The following is a 16,295-nucleotide window of genomic DNA, read 5'->3' on the forward strand; positions in this document are numbered from 1 at the left end:
ATGAATCGTGCGTTTGAAAATCGCTAAAGAAAGCTTACTCAATGTTTTATCGCATGTTGTCGGTGCGGTAGAACGTCGTCATACATTGAATATTCTTTCAAACGTCAAAATTCAGACTAATGCTCAGGCACTCACCATTACTGGTTCTGATTTAGAAGTCGAGCTGGTTGCCAGTACTGTTTTAACAGAAGGGGCATGCATTGAAGCAGGTGAAACAACTGTTCCTGCTCGTAAGTTGATGGAAATTTGTAAATCATTGCCTACAGCTGCATTGATAGATTTACAAATTACTGAAGATCAGAGATGTATCTTAAAGTCTGGTAATAGCCGTTTTGTATTAGGTACTTTACCGGCAGAAGATTACCCGTTATTAACCACTGAAAATAGTCAAGGTACACAAGTACAGGTTACTCAACGTGAGTTAAAGCGTTTATTTGAAAAAACAGCTTTTGCTATGGCTGTACAGGATGTGCGTTTCTATTTAACTGGTACTTTATTAGAAATTGATGAAAATCAATTACGTGCAGTAACAACAGATGGTCACCGTTTAGCACTTTGTGAAATCACTGCTTCTTCTACATCATCTCAATTGGTTCAAGCAATTGTGCCTCGTAAAGCTGTGGGTGAATTGCAGCGTTTACTCAGTATTGAAGATGAACAATTAACATTGCTCATCGGTCGTGAATTGTTAAATGTCACGATTAATACTTCGAGCCGTGACAAAGAGCAGGGCGATATCACTGTTCGTTTTACGACGAAATTGATTGATGGAAAATTCCCTGATTATCGTCGTGTAATTCCACGTGGTGGCGATAAACATGTGTTAATTAGCCATGATGTGTTCAAACAATCATTACAACGTGTCGCAATTTTGAGTAATGAGAAGTTACGTGGCGTTTTCTTGAATTTTAATCAAGATTCTTTACAGCTACGTGCAAATAACCCTGAACAAGATGAAGCGATTGAAGATTTAGCAATTCAGTACCAAAACATACCGCTTGAAATGTCGTTTAATGCGCAATATTTGCTAGATGTTTTAGGTGTGCTTGATGGTGATGATGTAAATATGAGCATGACTGAAGCAAACCAGTCTGTATTGGTTCAAGATCCGGCACATCCTGACCAGACGTATGTCGTAATGCCAATGCGTGTATAATTCGGCTAATTCATATGCATCTTACGCGTTTAAATATTGAACGTGTGCGTAATTTAAAAACGGTTGCACTCCAAGGGTTGCAACCGTTTAATGTATTTTATGGCGCTAACGGTTCAGGAAAAACTTCAATTCTGGAAGCAATCCATTTGCTTGCAACAGGGCGGTCATTCCGTACCCATATACCCAAAAATTATATTCAATATTCTGCCGAAGATGCGATTGTCTTCGCCCAGTCCGCAACTGAAAAAATTGGCATGCAAAAGTTAGCCTCTGGTGAGCAGTTGATGAAGGTCAATGGCGATACGGTGGCTACACAAGGGCAACTCGCGAAACTGCTGCCTTTGCAACATATTGACCCACAAAGTACAGATATTATTGATCATGGGGCAAAACCTCGCCGTCAGCTTTTAGATTGGCTGATGTTCCACGTGGAACCTGAGTTTTATTTTGCTTGGCAATATTATTCTCGTGCATTAAAACAGCGTAATACCTTACTTAAAACCAGACGTAATATTTCTTTAGCGGATTTAGAGCCGTGGAACAAAATGTTGAGTGATTATGGAGAAATTTTACACTCTCAACGTTTAAGTATTGTGGAACAATGGAATGTCTTTTTTCAAAATGATTTAAGTCAATTATTACCTGATCTGGAGATTGAACTGGAATATAGTCCGGGTTTTCATACAGAGCAGGGACTCATGCAAGACTTGCTGAATCAACACCAAAAAGACATCGAAAGACGCTATACCGAATATGGTCCACATCGTGCAGATTTGCGCTTGAAAACCCCGTTTGGACATGCTGACGTTGTTTTATCAAGAGGTCAGAAAAAACTGCTGATTATTGCCTTAAAACTGTCACAAATTGCAATGTTGCATGCGAGTAATAAGGAAACTGTGGTATTATTAGATGATCTGACAGCAGAATTAGACTTAACCGCACAACAACGTTTAATTGAACGATTAAGCCAACTTGGTAGCCAGGTTTTTATGACAACTTTAGATCATGCATCGGTAAAAAAACACTTACATGATCTGTCTATTTCATATCAATTATTCAATGTTGAATCCGGTCAAGTTAGTCTTGCTTCACCATAATTTTTTGATGTTACCCATCTTTGAATAAACCTATATTTGCTAGGGAGAAACCATGAGTTCAGAGTCTCAATCAGCCTCTCAAACAGAACAAACCAATGAAAAGGCTTATGATTCCTCTAGTATTAAAGTATTACGTGGATTAGATGCAGTTCGTAAACGTCCGGGGATGTATATTGGGGATACAGACGACGGTACCGGTTTACACCATATGGTATTCGAAGTTGTCGATAACGCAATCGATGAAGCTTTAGCGGGACATTGTGATGAAATTATTGTCACGATTCACGAAGATGAATCGGTAAGTGTTTCCGACAATGGTCGTGGTATTCCAACCGATATTCACCCTGAAGAAGGGGTTTCTGCAGCAGAAGTAATTCTTACGATCTTGCACGCAGGCGGTAAGTTTGACGACAACAGCTATAAAGTTTCAGGTGGTTTGCACGGCGTAGGTGTTTCGGTTGTAAATGCGCTTTCAAGTAAATTGCATTTAATTATTAATCGCGCTGGTCAAGTGCACGAACAAGAATATCACCACGGTGATCCGCAATACCCATTACGTGTGATTGGTGAAACGGATAAGAGTGGTACAACTGTACGTTTTTGGCCAAGTGAACTAACTTTTAGTCAAACCATTTTTAACGTTGAAATTTTAGCGCGTCGTTTACGTGAGCTTTCATTTTTAAACGCGGGCGTGCGCATTGTTTTACGTGATGAACGTATTAACCTTGAGCATGTATATGACTACGAAGGTGGTTTATCTGAGTTTGTAAAATACATTAACGAAGGCAAAACTCATCTAAACGAGATTTTCCATTTCACTGCAGATACCGAAAATGGTATTGGTGTAGAAGTTGCATTGCAGTGGAACGAAAGTTATCAAGAAAATGTGCGTTGCTTTACCAACAATATTCCTCAAAAAGATGGTGGTACGCATTTAGCTGGTTTCCGTGCGGCTTTAACACGTGGTCTTAACCAATATCTTGAAAATGAAAATATTCTCAAGAAAGAAAAAGTCAATGTGACAGGTGATGATGCTCGTGAAGGTTTAACGGCGATTATTTCGGTCAAAGTACCTGATCCGAAATTCTCATCTCAAACGAAAGAGAAACTGGTATCGAGTGAAGTAAAACCAGCGGTTGAGCAAGCAATGAACAAAGAGTTCTCTGCTTACTTACTTGAAAATCCACAAGCTGCAAAATCGATTGCCGGTAAAATTATTGATGCTGCACGTGCACGTGATGCTGCGCGTAAAGCTCGTGAAATGACGCGTCGTAAGAGTGCACTTGATATTGCTGGTTTACCAGGTAAATTGGCAGATTGTCAGGAAAAAGACCCAGCACTTTCAGAATTATATCTAGTCGAGGGTGACTCTGCGGGTGGTAGTGCTAAGCAAGGCCGTAACCGTAAGATGCAGGCTATTTTACCGTTGAAAGGGAAAATCCTGAACGTTGAACGTGCACGCTTTGACAAAATGATTTCAAGTCAGGAAGTGGGTACTTTAATCACTGCACTTGGCTGTGGTATTGGTCGTGAAGAATATAATCCTGATAAGCTTCGTTATCATAAAATCATTATCATGACCGATGCTGACGTCGATGGTTCACACATCCGTACCTTGTTGTTAACCTTCTTCTTCCGTCAAATGCCGGAATTGGTTGAGCGTGGACACATTTATATTGCTCAGCCACCTTTGTATAAATTGAAGAAAGGTAAACAAGAACAATACATCAAAGATAATGATGCATTAGAAACGTATCTCATCTCAAATGCGATTGATGAGCTATCTTTGCATACCAATGCTGAAGCTCCTGCAATTACAGGTGAAGCACTTGCGAAAGTGATTCAGGACTATCAAGTTTCACAAAAGAGCTTACAGCGCTTAACTTTACGTTATCCAGCTAGTTTACTGGATGCTTTACTTGAAGTAGAAGCATTCAAGAGCGATCAGAACCACGATGAAGCTTATGTACAACAATGGGCTGATCAGGTACGCGATATCATTACCAGATTACAACCAAGCTTACGTCCGGAGATTTCATTAGAGGCATTTGAGCGTGAAAATGCTCAAGGTGAAAAATCTGCACATTACTGGCCACGTATTACGGTGTATGTTCATAACCTGCCACATGCGTACTTGCTTGATGCAGCTTTATTGAATTCGGCTGAATATGCACGTTTGTTGAAAAACTCGAAGAGTTGGTTCACTTTACTTGAAGATGGTGCTTATTTACAAAAAGGTGATCGCCGTATTCAAGTGGCCAACTTCCATCAAGTTTGGCAACATATTTTGCAAGATTCTCGCCGCGGTATGATGATCCAACGCTATAAAGGTCTTGGAGAGATGAATGCTGAACAGCTGTGGGAAACAACAATGGACCCTGAAAACCGTAATATGTTGCAGGTGACCATTGATGATGCGATTGAAGCAGATCGTATGTTCTCTTGTTTAATGGGTGATGATGTTGAACCACGTCGTGCATTCATCGAAGAGAATGCTTTAAATGCGGATATTGATGCTTAATTCATAACATGATTCTAAATCAGTCTAGGGAGAGAATGATGAGTCAGAAATTATTAGCTAGTCTGTTAATTTCATGTGCGATTTTAGGAAGTTCTGCTGTTTCGGCGGCAGACCTAGAAACGAATATGAAAACTTTAGCTAAGAGTACTAAAGCATTTGCTGAAGCAAAAGATACTGATAACGCGAAACAACAGCTTGTTGTAATGCGTGAAGCAGCTGTTTCTTCTAAGCAATATTTACCGCATAAACTCGAAGGTTTGCCTTCAGAAAATGTACAGGTAAAAGAGTATCAAGCCGGTTTAGATCAGCTTGTTGCCGAGATTGATAAAGTAACTGCTTTGGTTGAGCAAGGACAATTAGATCAAGCCAAAACTGAAGCAATCAATTTAGTCACAATACGAAATGAAAATCATAAAAAATTTAGATAATTGTTTATGATGATTAAAGAAAAGGCTTTGTTTTATTTAAGACAAAGCTTTTTTTTTGATAAGAACTGAACTTTTAAACTGCCATTTAAGTGGTAGTTTTTATTTATATCAAGAGAATATAATTTTGAAAAAAACTCACATACTCTTATGCATTGGGATCATTTTTTTTAATTGTTTATTTCAACTGCATGCTGCAATAGCCCCAACCTTTTACGGAAAATTAGTATTTCATCGTTATAGTGATTATGACGCATGGGACAGTAAGCTTTATTTGTATAACTTCACAACACAGCAGACTACATTACTGGGTACAAATTGGAAAATTGACCATATGATGAATGGCCATTTCTCTCCAGATGGAAAATGGTTAACTTTCATGGGAGTGAACTCTGGACAGCATTATGGCGATGCATGGGATGTATATGTTTGGAAAGTCGGAAGCACTGAGTTACCTATTAACTTAACTCAGAGTAATAATAAGCGCGATGAAGATCCTAAATTTATAGATAATCAGCGCATTATTTTTAAACAAAATGGCGATTTAAAAATCGTCAAAATGACTGATCGTACGATAACTTCTGTCACGCAAAATGGTTGGGACATAGAAGAGTCGATGCCTTATCCAATGGTGAATACTAACCAAATCTTATATGCGAAAGGTGCTGGAAATAATTCTCGAATTTTCAGTATTGATCAGTCGGGTGCCTATGATACACAGCTGACCAATATCGCTTCATATTATCCAATATGGTGGCAAGGAAGTCGCTTCTTATATGTACGCTGGTACAGTCCAACAAATGCTCATGATCAGGTCTATATTTATGATATGGCGAATAAACAAACCACACGTTTGCCATTTAACAGCACTAATTATGATACTTCCGACCCCGCTCCTTTAGATCAACGTTACATGGTAGTGTCTCTTGCAGGACAAACAGGGAGTCGAGGTGGTTATGATTTATATATCGCTGACAGTCTATCAAGCAATGTTTGGCCTTTACCGATCAATACCAATTTAAATGAATTAGGGGCTTTTTATACGCCTTACTAATCAATAAAAAAGCCGATTAAGAAATCGGCTTTTTTATTTTAGAAAATAGATTAATCAAAAGATGCTTCCATCTCTTCCAATTCCATCATGAGTTCTAATAGCTGCTCTTCATATTGTTCAAGTTTAGCTTTTAGCTCTGTCTGTTCATTCATAAGTTTGAGCAAATCATCCTTACGTGCAGCGTCATATAAAGAAGTATCTGCCAAGGACTCTTCAATTTTGGCAAGCTGTGGTTGTAGCTTTTCAATTTGAGACTCAACTTTCTCAATATTTTTACGAATAGGTCGAGTCTGTTCACGACGACGAGCCGCTTCTTTACGCTGCGCTTCTTTATCAACTTTGGTAGGCGCAGGAGCGGCAGAGGATGAGTTATTCTGTGCTACAGCAGTCTGAGCATTAATTTGTTGCTGGCGTGCTTCACGTAGCCATTTAGCATAGTCCTGTAAATCACCTTCGAATTCAGTACATTTACCGCCGTGTACTAAAAGAAGCTCGTCACAAACGCTTGCAATGAGTTGGCGTTCATGGGAAACCAGAACGACAGCTCCTTCGAAATCTTGTAATGCCATGCTCAGCGCATGACGCATATCAAGATCTAAATGGTTTGTCGGTTCATCGAGAATTAAAACATTTGGACGCTGCCATACAATGAGTGCTAGGGCTAAACGAGCGCGTTCTCCACCAGAAAAGCTTTCACATGGCGTATCCATGCGTTCACCACTAAAGCCAAAACTACCTAAGAACGAACGTAGGGTGGCTTCACTAATTTGTTTATCTGCTATACGGGTAAGCTGTAGCATTGGACTAGCATTGCCATCTAAAGCATCCATTTGGTGCTGTGCAAAGTAACCAATGTTAAGCAGCTCGGAAGCTTTACGTTCGCCTGCCAAGAGCGGTAAATCACCAACCAAACTTTTAATTAGTGTTGACTTACCTGCGCCGTTCATCCCAAGCAAACCAATACGTGAGTTTGGTGTAATTTGTAATCTGATTTTGGCAGCTATTTGCTTATCACCATAACCAATGCTGGCATTGTCTAAAGTCAGCAAAGGGGAGCTCATTTTGGTCGGTTCACGGAAACTAAAAGTAAACGGCGTATCAATGTGAGCGGGTGCAAGTTGCTGCATGCGTTCAAGTTGTTTAATACGACTTTGTGCCTGACGAGCTTTAGTCGCTTTTGCTTTAAAACGGTCAATAAATTTTTGTAGATGAGCACGTGTTTCTTGCTGCTTCTCAAAAGCTTGTTGCTGCTGGGCAAGACGTTCACTACGCGTGGTTTCAAATGTAGAGTAGTTTCCGGTGTAAAGCGTGAGTTCTTGATTTTCAATGTGAAGAATATGATCTGTAATTGCATCTAAAAAGTCGCGATCATGCGAAATTAAGATGAGAGTACCTTCATAGGCTTTAAGCCAATCTTCTAACCACAGAATTGCATCCAAGTCTAAGTGGTTGGTTGGTTCGTCTAGTAATAGTAAATCTGAACGACTCATCAATGTACGCGCCAAATTTAAACGCATACGCCATCCACCTGAGAAACTCTCAACGTTTAAACGTAACTGATTTTCTAGAAAACCAAGACCCGCCATGAGCTGAGCAGCTTTAGATGGAGCTGAATAACCATGAATTTCATCAAAGCGACCATGCAATTTAGCCAGTTCAAAATCAGTCAATTGATCGGGTTGAGCAAGCTTATTTTGAATATCCCAAAACTCTTCATCACCTGAAAGAACAAAATCAATTGCAGGCATATCTAGGGCTTTTACTTCTTGCGCCATATGCGCTACGGTCCAGCCTGTCGGACGAGTAAGTGAACCTTCATCTGCACCTAAACTACCAAGTAATGCAGCAAATAAGGTCGATTTACCTGCACCATTTACACCAGTTAGACCAATCTTCCAACCTGGGTGTAATTGCATAGACGCTTTTTGAAATAGAACACGTCCACCGCGGCGTAAAGAAACTTGGTCAAATTGAATCATCTTATTGTATCGAGGTGAGTTAGGGATGCTGTATTTTAAAGAGAACTGCCGATGAAAACAAAACATTCCGGTTTTTAGTGAGCAGCTGTTAATAATTGCATGTATCAAGATAGCCTAAATTTCGTTATTCATCTGAAATTTTCAAAATATTGAACAAGATAGAATACTTTTTAAAAAATATGGCTAAAATAAAAACAGTTTAAAGTTTGGTTGATTAATGAGCTACTAATAAAACTAGACTAAGGAAAGTCAAATGAAAAAAAGATTGGGGATAATTAGTGCAGTATTTTGCTGTGCTATGGGAACAGCACATGCAGGACAAAATGTCTGTGTGTTTGATTTATTAGGAAAGTCAGGTGAATCCTATAAAATGATGGAAGAGTGGGCGCTTGCGGCGAAAGAGTGGCAAGCAGATATCACTTTAATTCCATTTCAAGATGAAGGTTTGGTTGACCGTAGATTACGTGAGGGTAAATGTGATGCCGCATATATGACCTCCATGCGGGCGCGAAATTACAATAAATTTGCAGGTTCGATTGATGCGATTGGCGGGGTAAGCAGTAATGCAATTGCCCAAAAAGCAATCAGTTATGTTTTAGATAAACGTAATAAACATCGCATGGTGACAGCACAAAATGGAACCAATTACGAAGTTGTTGGCATTGTCCAGATTGGATTAGCTTATTTATTTGTGAAGGATAAAAACCTCAATTCAATTGAAAAAGTACGTGGAACTAAGTTTGCTATTTTGCAATATGACGCAGCGCAGAAAATTATGGTGGAAAGTGTAGGTGCCCAGCCTATTCCTTCAGAAATTACCGATTTTGTGAAAAAGTTTAATAGTGGACAAGTCGATACAATTGCTGCGCCAGCTTATGCTTATAAACCTTTAGAGATTGGTAAAGGCGTTGGAGTGAAAGGGGCAATGTTTACTTTCCCCGTAGTTAACGTTACGGGAGATTTAGTTGCTCGAAGTGATAAGTTTCCCACAGATTTCGGTATAAAGTCGCGTGCTTGGTTTATACAACAATTACCCCAGAATTTTGCCATGATAAAACGGCTAGAAATGGGCGTACCCTCAAAAATAAAAATGAATTTTTCAGCAGAAGATAAAACCAAGTATCAAAAAATTTTACGCGAAGGCCGCCTCAGCTTAACAAAACAAGGTGTATATGATACAACCATGATGAGTGTGCTTAAGCGTGCTCGCTGTACAGTTGAACGGACAAATTTTGAATGTACGCTCAATGGGGAGTAGTTTATTTTTTAAACACAAAAACGCTACATATATTTCAAAGCTGAATATGGGTATGAAAATTGTGAATATAAAAAGTAACTTATGGAAACTTAGTCATTTTTGCCCCTAATAAATAATTTAAATTGAACAAACAATGGTTCAATGAGATAAAAATATTTGAGTAAAAGCTCTATTTTTTTCTAAAAAACATGATTAATATCTGTGTTTGAAAGGAAACTTCAAACAAAAAATCTGTTCCGTGGAAGGATGAAGAAAATGAAAAAAATCGTACTTGCTATGGCTGCCGCTTCTGTTGTTGGTTTTTCTGCTTCAGCGCAAGCAGCGAGTACCGTATGTGTATTCGACCTCTTAGGAAAAGCAGGCGACTCATATAAAATGATGGAAGAATGGGCTCTTGCTGCAAAAGGCTGGGGTACTGAAATTAACTTAGTTCCTCGTCAGGACGAGGCTGTTGCTGATAATGATTTTAAAGCGGGTAAATGTGATGCTGTAGCAATGACAGCAATGCGTGCACGCCAATATAATAAATTTGCAGGATCTATCGACTCACTCGGTGGTGTTCCAAACAACCAAATCGCTCAACGTGCAATTACTTATGTATTAGATGCGCGTAATGCAGCAAAAATGACCACAAATATGGGTGGTAAAAAATACGAAGTTGCTGGTATTTCTCCGCTAGGTTCAGCATTCATCTTCGTACGTGATAAAAACATCAACTCTGTTGAAAAAGCTGCGGGTAAAAAATTCGCTGTATTGGGTTATGACGATGCACAAAAAATTATGGTGCAACGCGTAGGTGCTCAAGCAGTTCTTTCTGATATCTCAAACTTTGCTGCTAAATTTAACAATGGTCAGGTAGATATGGTAGGTGCGCCTGCTTATGCTTACAAACCATTAGAATTAAATAAAGGTTTAGGCGCAAACGGTGTAATGTGGAACTTCCCTGTATTACACGTTACAGCAGATCTAGTATTACGTTCTGATAAATTCCCAGCTGGTTTTGGTCAAAAATCTCGTGACTGGTTTGTTAAACAGTTACCGAAGAGCTTTGCAATGATCAACCGTTTAGAAGCGCAAATTCCTGGCAAATACAAAATGAACTTAAGTGCTGAAGACAAACTTAAGTATCAAAAAATGTTGCGTGATGGCCGTATGGACTTAACTAAACGCGGTGTTTACGATGCAGGAATGATGTCTGTATTGAAAAAAGCACGTTGTTCTGTAGACAAGGCTAACTTTGAATGTTCAATGCCTGGTGAATAATCCTAATTTTTTTCAGAAAGCCTAGACTGAGTTCTAGGCTTTTTGTTTTCTATGTCCTGTCAATTCTGCCATTGTTGTTGGTTAGAAAGACGTTAAGCTAAATTTAGATAAAAACTTCATAAGGAAGCATGAAGGGTATAAAAATGGATCAAGGACTTGAGTGATTAAAATAATTGCTAGTAGATAGATCAATCGCTATCTATTTTTCATGGAAATAAAATCATAAAAGTAAAGAGGGTCTATACAAATATTCCAACATGATTTTTATATGAGGCCTATCCGATTCATACCTTATTGGTGTGAAATTTCTTGGTATCGAAAAACAAAAACTCCACAAGGAAAGGAAAAATAATATGCAATTTTCCAAAACGCTATTACTTGCGATGGGACTTACCACAGTTTCTTTTGCAGCTCAGGCTAAACAAATAGTATGTGTTTTTGACTTTGTTGGTAAAAATGGCGATGTCTATGCACTGATGAAGGATTATCAACTTGCCGCTAAAAACTGGGGAGCTGATATCGAACTTAAAGTAAACCAGAATGAAGCCGTGATCGCTGAAGATTTTAAAGCGGGTAAGTGTGATGGTATCAGTGTATCAGGGATGCGTGGCCGCCAATTTAACTCATTTACTGGGTCATTAGACGCAATAGGGGCCATTCCTGACCTCAAGCTTGCTGTAAAAGTGATGCAAGGTTTAGCAAGTCCGACTTTTAGTAAATATATGGTGAATGGACGCTATGAGGTTGTTGGTGTTATCCCGGTTGGTGATGCTTATCTTTTGGTAAACGATCGCAGCATCAATACAGTAGCGAAAGCCGCAGGTAAGAAAATCGCTGTTCTTGACTATGATGAAGCACAAAAAATTATGGTTCAGCAGGTCGGGGCACAGGCTGTGAGTGCTGACGTAACAAATTTCGGTGCGAAATTTAATAACCATCAAGTTGATATTATTGGTGCGCCAGCAGCAGCATTTAAACCTTTGGAATTACAAAAAGGTTTAGGAACTAAAGGTGCAATTGTGAACTATCCGATCTTACAGGTCACAGGAAATATTATTATCCGTCCCGACAAGTTTCCGGCTGGTTTTGGCCAAAAATCTAGAGAATGGGTTTCAGGTCAGCTACCACGTGCTTTTACGATCTTGGGTAAAATGAAAGCTGATATTCCACAAAAATACTGGATGGAGGTTCCGGCTGCCGATAAACCGGGCTACCAAAAGCTCATGCGTGAGTCTCGAATTAACCTTACACAACGTGGTGTATACGATAAACGCATGATGAAACTACTATGGCAATTCCGTTGTAAGCAAGATGCGAAAAACTTCGAATGTGGCTTACAAGACGAGAATTACAAATAATCTTGATAAAAATACTCAAGATTCGCTTTAAACTTCGAAGACAGACCCTATATTGATTATGCTATACTCAATATAGGGTCTTTTTTATTTTGAAAGGCACAGCAAAATCCGAGGAACAATCATCATGAATGCCCAAGCTCTAGTTTTGACAGATAATGCTGCCAATAAGGTACGCCAACTCCGTGATAGTGAAGGGAATGACGATCTCATGTTACGTGTATATGTAACGGGAGGCGGGTGTTCAGGGTTTTCGTATGGCTTCAATTTTGCTGAAAGCGTAAATGAAGATGATGCAGAATTCGTAAATGGCGATGTGAAAATGCTGGTTGACTCATTAAGCTACCAATACCTCATTGGTTCAGTAGTTGACTATGTAGAAGGTCTTGAAGGTTCGCGTTTTATCGTACAAAATCCGAATGCAACAACAACATGTGGTTGTGGTTCTTCATTCTCGATTTAACAGAATTTTAAAATAAAAAAACCTCTCCGTAACGAGAGGTTTTTTTATTGAGCAAATTATTATTTTTCACGGACAGATTCTAAAAAAAATTGCACGAGTTCAGGTGCATTCTGATAAGGAATCCAATGCGACGCATCCATAAAAACTGCGTCATAACTATTTTTAAAATAACGTGAGTTTAGCTCGGCACTTTTTTCTGTAACGGCAATATCATGTTTACCCCAAATAAAAAGAGTTGGAACATCTATGGCTTTAAATGGATTTTGAGGTTTGTCCCAAAAAAAGCCACGATACCAATTCAACGCCGTCATTAATCTATTTTCCTTTATAAACTCAGCCTCGAATATTTCAATTTGCTGCTTAGTCATGCCAGATGATTTAAGAAATGTACGGCCCAATTTAGGTAACTTTTTAAATAAAAGCTCGGGCAGAATCGGTAGCTGAAAAATTGCAAAATAATAAGATTTAAAAAGTTGTCTACTGCTTAAACAAGCTTTTAAAAAAGCGGCTTGATGGGGGACAGAAACTAAGGTGAGATGTTGAATATATTGTGGATACTTCATCGCAACGCCCGAAGCGATTGCCGAACCCCAGTCATGCCCAATTAAATAAACTGGCTGACCCAACTGCTTAATTAAACTGGCCACATCTTCTACAAGTTCACTTAGTGAATATTGAAATCGGCTTTGAGGCCTAGCATTTAAACTATAACCGCGTTGATGAATCGCAAGCGTTCTAAATTGATGCTGATGCAGTAACTCAGAGGTTCGCTCCCAACTATGGGCAGTTTCTGGAAAACCATGTAATAAAACAATGATTGGACCATCCATAGGGCCTGAGTCAATTACATCGAATGTCCAAGCCCCACGTGTGTATTGATGAATACGTTTGGTCAGATCCATGAAAACATGCCTTAAATTATTTTTGTTGGCATTTATCATGAGTTTTTATGCTCATTTAAATAACAGCATTTCGGGTCAGTAAATGTGTTATGAGGTCGAATCTGACCAATCAAATCGATAAATAGCTTTATACCGCCGTGATCGTACCTAGAATTCTGAAATCCGAAGCACCTGTTACCGCTGGTAAATTACCACTTAAACCATCTACAAAACGCATTGCTAACCATGCAAATGCTGTAGCCTCGACCCAAGTAGGGGAAAGTCCCAAAACATCTGTAGGTTGAACAGACCAATTATGTTTACGTAAACGCCAGCGTAATTGTTCTAATAAATAAGAATTATAAGCACCGCCACCACAAACATATACTTCGCCTGTTTCCATTTCAGATCGATAAATTGCTTTTTGAATAGCACGCACAGTAAGTTTTAATAAGGTTGCTTGGATGTTTTCAGGTGTATCTTCTAACTCATCATAAGTTAAATCATTTCGCCAATCGATTAACTGGTCATCCAACCAGTCAATATTAAAGTCTTCACGTCCTGTGCTCTTAGGTGGTTCTTTAGAAAAATACTCATGAGCATAAAGGCGGTCGAGTAAAGAGCGAATAGGGTGTCCATAAGCAGCCCAGTCGCCATTTTCATCATATGGATGGCCTGTATGGCGATGGCACCATGCATCCATCAAAATATTTGCAGGACCTGTATCAAAACCAAATACGCCGTCACTGTTATTGGCAGGCAGCATACTCACATTGGCAATCCCACCTAAATTCAGAATCACACGATGAATACTTGGATGTTGAAATAATGCTTGATGGAAAGCTGGAACTAGTGGCGCGCCTTGGCCCCCCGCTGCCATATCTCTACGACGAAAATCTGAAACGACCGGAATTTGAGTAATTTCAGTAATAATGTTTGGATCACCAATTTGTAGCGTAAAGCCATGTTCTGGACGATGACGAATAGTTTGTCCATGTGAACCAATTGCTTTTATTTGGCTACGGTCTAATTGGTGCTTTTCAATGAGAGTATTAATCCCATCGCCAATCATTTTGGCTAGAGCAACATCAGCTTTACCCATGCGGTCAATTTCATTGTCATCGGGTAAAGTTAATGCCATAAGCTCATCACGTAACTCGGGTTCGAATGGAACTGTAAGTGTGGCATGAAGCTGTAGTGGCTCAAATGAAGCCGCAACAATATCCACACCATCCATACTAGTGCCAGTCATTACGCCGATATAGATTGCGCTCATATGCAACTTCCCCTGCAAGACGCTGAAAAAATGTTAGTATATCGCACAAATTGAATAACTGATGTGTTTAGGTTTTGTGATGTCAAATTTCTTGCCCGCCGAAGAACAGCTTGCCCTCATCCAACGAGGCACGCACGAAATTATTTCAGAAGAAGATTTACTGAAAAAGCTTAAAGAGAATCGCCCTCTTAAAATTAAAGCTGGTTTTGACCCTACAGCACCAGATTTACATTTAGGCCATACGGTTCTTATTAACAAACTAAAAACTTTCCAAGATTTGGGCCATGAAGTTACCTTCTTGATCGGTGACTATACAGCGATGATCGGTGACCCAACTGGTAAAAGCGCAACTCGTCCGCCGTTGTCACGTGAACAGGTAGAAGCTAACGCTAAAACTTATCAAGAACAAGTTTTCAAAATATTAGACCCAAATAAAACAAAAGTACGTTTTAACTCAGAATGGTTTAATCAAAAGTCTGCTGCTGACCTTATCCAATTGGCAAGCCAGCAAACCGTATCTCGCATGTTAGAGCGTGATGACTTTACAAAGCGTTATAGCAACCATCAGCCGATTGCAATTCATGAATTTTTATATCCCTTAGTTCAAGGCTATGACTCAATTGCGCTTGAAGCTGACGTTGAGTTAGGCGGTACAGACCAGACCTTTAACTTACTTATGGGCCGTACTTTACAAAGTCGTTATGGCCAAGAATCTCAAGTGTGTATCACTGTGCCGATTCTAGAAGGTCTAGATGGCGTAAATAAAATGTCTAAATCTTTAGGTAACTATATTGGTGTATTTGATACACCAGGGGCAATGTACCAAAAAGTTTTATCAATGCCAGACTCTTTAATCGAACGCTATTTCGATTTATTAAGTTTCAAATCTCTTGATGAGATCAAAGCTTTATTAGATGAAATTGCTGCTGGTCGTAATCCACAAGAAGTAAAACGTATTCTTGCACTTGAGCTCGTTGAACGCTTCCATGATGCAGAAGCTGCTGCTAATGCCCATAAGAGTGCGGGTAACCGTATTACAGAAGGTGAAGTACCTGAAGATACACCGGAAGTAACTATTTCACGTGGTGAATTTGGTGGAGAAATCTTTATTGCTACCATTCTACGTGTAGCAGGCCTAAATCCGAATGCAGCTGCGGCTAAAGATGCAGTAGCTCGTGGCGCAGTTAAAGTTGACTGGAACGCGGTTGATGCAAGCTTCTCTGTAAAAGAAAATGGCAGCTTTATTATTCAATCGGGTAAAAAAGCAATTGCACGTGTAATTTTCACTGATTAATAAGAAAGTTATATAGTGATAAAAGCAGGAGTAATCCTGCTTTTTTTATTTTAGAGTTACCAAAGTAATTAAGCGTTCCACGTGGAACCATCTAGATATAATTAATAATAAAAGAAGTATATTAAAAAATAAGAAGAAATATAAAGTGGAGTAGAGTATTTACTCTATTATTTCTTTGGAATCTTTGGAATCTTTGGAATCTTTGGAATCTTTGGAATCTTTGGAATCTTTGGAATCTTTGGAATCTTTGGAATCTTTGGAATCTTTGGAATC

Annotated in this window: 13 protein-coding genes; 10 read left to right on the forward strand and 3 right to left on the reverse strand. The window is 39.2% G+C overall.

Annotated features, from left to right (window positions below):
* Window positions 1–7: 7 nt before the first annotated feature.
* The 5 genes from dnaN to F931_RS18180 all read left to right on the forward strand — a co-directional run bounded on the left by dnaN (window position 8) and on the right by F931_RS18180 (window position 6,253).
* Complete coding sequence (dnaN, locus tag F931_RS18160; RefSeq protein WP_016142634.1) at window positions 8–1,156, forward strand: DNA polymerase III subunit beta; 1,149 nt, start codon at window positions 8–10, stop codon at window positions 1,154–1,156.
* Window positions 1,157–1,170: 14 nt separating this feature from the next.
* Window positions 1,171–2,253 (forward strand): DNA replication/repair protein RecF, encoded by a 1,083-nt coding sequence (gene recF / locus F931_RS18165; RefSeq protein WP_002115479.1) that lies wholly within the window; start codon window positions 1,171–1,173, stop codon window positions 2,251–2,253.
* Window positions 2,254–2,305: 52 nt separating this feature from the next.
* Window positions 2,306–4,774: a DNA topoisomerase (ATP-hydrolyzing) subunit B gene (gene gyrB, locus F931_RS18170; RefSeq protein ID WP_016142635.1), complete on the forward strand. Its 2,469-nt coding sequence runs from the start codon at window positions 2,306–2,308 to the stop codon at window positions 4,772–4,774.
* A 35-nt stretch (window positions 4,775–4,809) separates the two neighbouring features.
* Window positions 4,810–5,202 (forward strand): cytochrome b562, encoded by a 393-nt coding sequence (cybC, locus tag F931_RS18175; RefSeq protein WP_025470409.1) that lies wholly within the window; start codon window positions 4,810–4,812, stop codon window positions 5,200–5,202.
* 124 nt (window positions 5,203–5,326) lie between these two features.
* A complete protein-coding gene (locus F931_RS18180) occupies window positions 5,327–6,253 on the forward strand; it encodes a TolB-like translocation protein (protein ID WP_016142637.1) in 927 nt (308 codons plus the stop codon).
* 50 nt (window positions 6,254–6,303) lie between these two features.
* On the opposite strand, the gene yheS is transcribed toward F931_RS18180, so the two are convergent.
* Complete coding sequence (gene yheS, locus F931_RS18185) at window positions 6,304–8,232, reverse strand: ATP-binding cassette domain-containing protein (RefSeq protein ID WP_016142638.1); 1,929 nt, start codon at window positions 8,230–8,232, stop codon at window positions 6,304–6,306.
* A gap of 253 nt (window positions 8,233–8,485) precedes the next feature.
* Here yheS and F931_RS18190 point away from each other — a divergent pair, with 253 nt between their 5' ends.
* The 4 genes from F931_RS18190 to erpA all read left to right on the forward strand — a co-directional run bounded on the left by F931_RS18190 (window position 8,486) and on the right by erpA (window position 12,571).
* Window positions 8,486–9,490, forward strand: a complete 1,005-nt coding sequence (locus F931_RS18190; RefSeq protein ID WP_016142639.1) for a putative solute-binding protein — start codon at window positions 8,486–8,488, stop codon at window positions 9,488–9,490.
* 255 nt (window positions 9,491–9,745) lie between these two features.
* On the forward strand, window positions 9,746–10,753 hold the full coding sequence (locus F931_RS22425) for a putative solute-binding protein (RefSeq protein ID WP_002115480.1): 1,008 nt from the start codon (window positions 9,746–9,748) through the stop codon (window positions 10,751–10,753).
* A 353-nt stretch (window positions 10,754–11,106) separates the two neighbouring features.
* A complete protein-coding gene (locus F931_RS18200; RefSeq protein ID WP_016142640.1) occupies window positions 11,107–12,111 on the forward strand; it encodes a putative solute-binding protein in 1,005 nt (334 codons plus the stop codon).
* A gap of 124 nt (window positions 12,112–12,235) precedes the next feature.
* Window positions 12,236–12,571, forward strand: coding sequence for an iron-sulfur cluster insertion protein ErpA (gene erpA / locus F931_RS18205; protein WP_002115421.1), 336 nt, complete (start codon window positions 12,236–12,238; stop codon window positions 12,569–12,571).
* Between the two features lie 59 nt (window positions 12,572–12,630).
* Here the strand turns inward: erpA and F931_RS18210 are convergent, their stop codons facing one another.
* Complete coding sequence (locus F931_RS18210) at window positions 12,631–13,473, reverse strand: alpha/beta fold hydrolase (RefSeq protein ID WP_016142641.1); 843 nt, start codon at window positions 13,471–13,473, stop codon at window positions 12,631–12,633.
* Between the two features lie 127 nt (window positions 13,474–13,600).
* Entirely contained in the window at window positions 13,601–14,728 is a 1,128-nt protein-coding gene (gene anmK / locus F931_RS18215) for an anhydro-N-acetylmuramic acid kinase (RefSeq protein WP_016142642.1), read from the reverse strand.
* Between the two features lie 61 nt (window positions 14,729–14,789).
* On the opposite strand from anmK, the gene tyrS reads away from it, so the two are divergent.
* Window positions 14,790–16,022, forward strand: coding sequence for a tyrosine--tRNA ligase (tyrS, locus tag F931_RS18220; protein ID WP_025470410.1), 1,233 nt, complete (start codon window positions 14,790–14,792; stop codon window positions 16,020–16,022).
* The last annotated feature ends 273 nt before the right edge of the window (window positions 16,023–16,295 follow it).

The sequence above is a fragment of the Acinetobacter pittii ANC 4050 genome, from assembly GCF_000399685.1.
Taxonomy (GTDB): domain Bacteria; phylum Pseudomonadota; class Gammaproteobacteria; order Pseudomonadales; family Moraxellaceae; genus Acinetobacter; species Acinetobacter pittii_E.

What these genes read in the sequence shown, in the direction of transcription:
- recF (WP_002115479.1), top strand. Translation starts at nt 1,171, where the DNA reads ATGCATCTTACGCGTTTAAATATTGAACGTGTGCGTAATTTAAAAACG.
- gyrB (WP_016142635.1), top strand. Translation starts at nt 2,306, where the DNA reads ATGAGTTCAGAGTCTCAATCAGCCTCTCAAACAGAACAAACCAATGAA.
- cybC (WP_025470409.1), top strand. Translation starts at nt 4,810, where the DNA reads ATGATGAGTCAGAAATTATTAGCTAGTCTGTTAATTTCATGTGCGATT.
- yheS (WP_016142638.1), bottom strand. Translation starts at nt 8,232, where the DNA reads ATGATTCAATTTGACCAAGTTTCTTTACGCCGCGGTGGACGTGTTCTA.
- F931_RS18190 (WP_016142639.1), top strand. Translation starts at nt 8,486, where the DNA reads ATGAAAAAAAGATTGGGGATAATTAGTGCAGTATTTTGCTGTGCTATG.
- F931_RS22425 (WP_002115480.1), top strand. Translation starts at nt 9,746, where the DNA reads ATGAAAAAAATCGTACTTGCTATGGCTGCCGCTTCTGTTGTTGGTTTT.
- F931_RS18200 (WP_016142640.1), top strand. Translation starts at nt 11,107, where the DNA reads ATGCAATTTTCCAAAACGCTATTACTTGCGATGGGACTTACCACAGTT.
- erpA (WP_002115421.1), top strand. Translation starts at nt 12,236, where the DNA reads ATGAATGCCCAAGCTCTAGTTTTGACAGATAATGCTGCCAATAAGGTA.
- F931_RS18210 (WP_016142641.1), bottom strand. Translation starts at nt 13,473, where the DNA reads ATGGATCTGACCAAACGTATTCATCAATACACACGTGGGGCTTGGACA.
- anmK (WP_016142642.1), bottom strand. Translation starts at nt 14,728, where the DNA reads ATGAGCGCAATCTATATCGGCGTAATGACTGGCACTAGTATGGATGGT.
- tyrS (WP_025470410.1), top strand. Translation starts at nt 14,790, where the DNA reads ATGTGTTTAGGTTTTGTGATGTCAAATTTCTTGCCCGCCGAAGAACAG.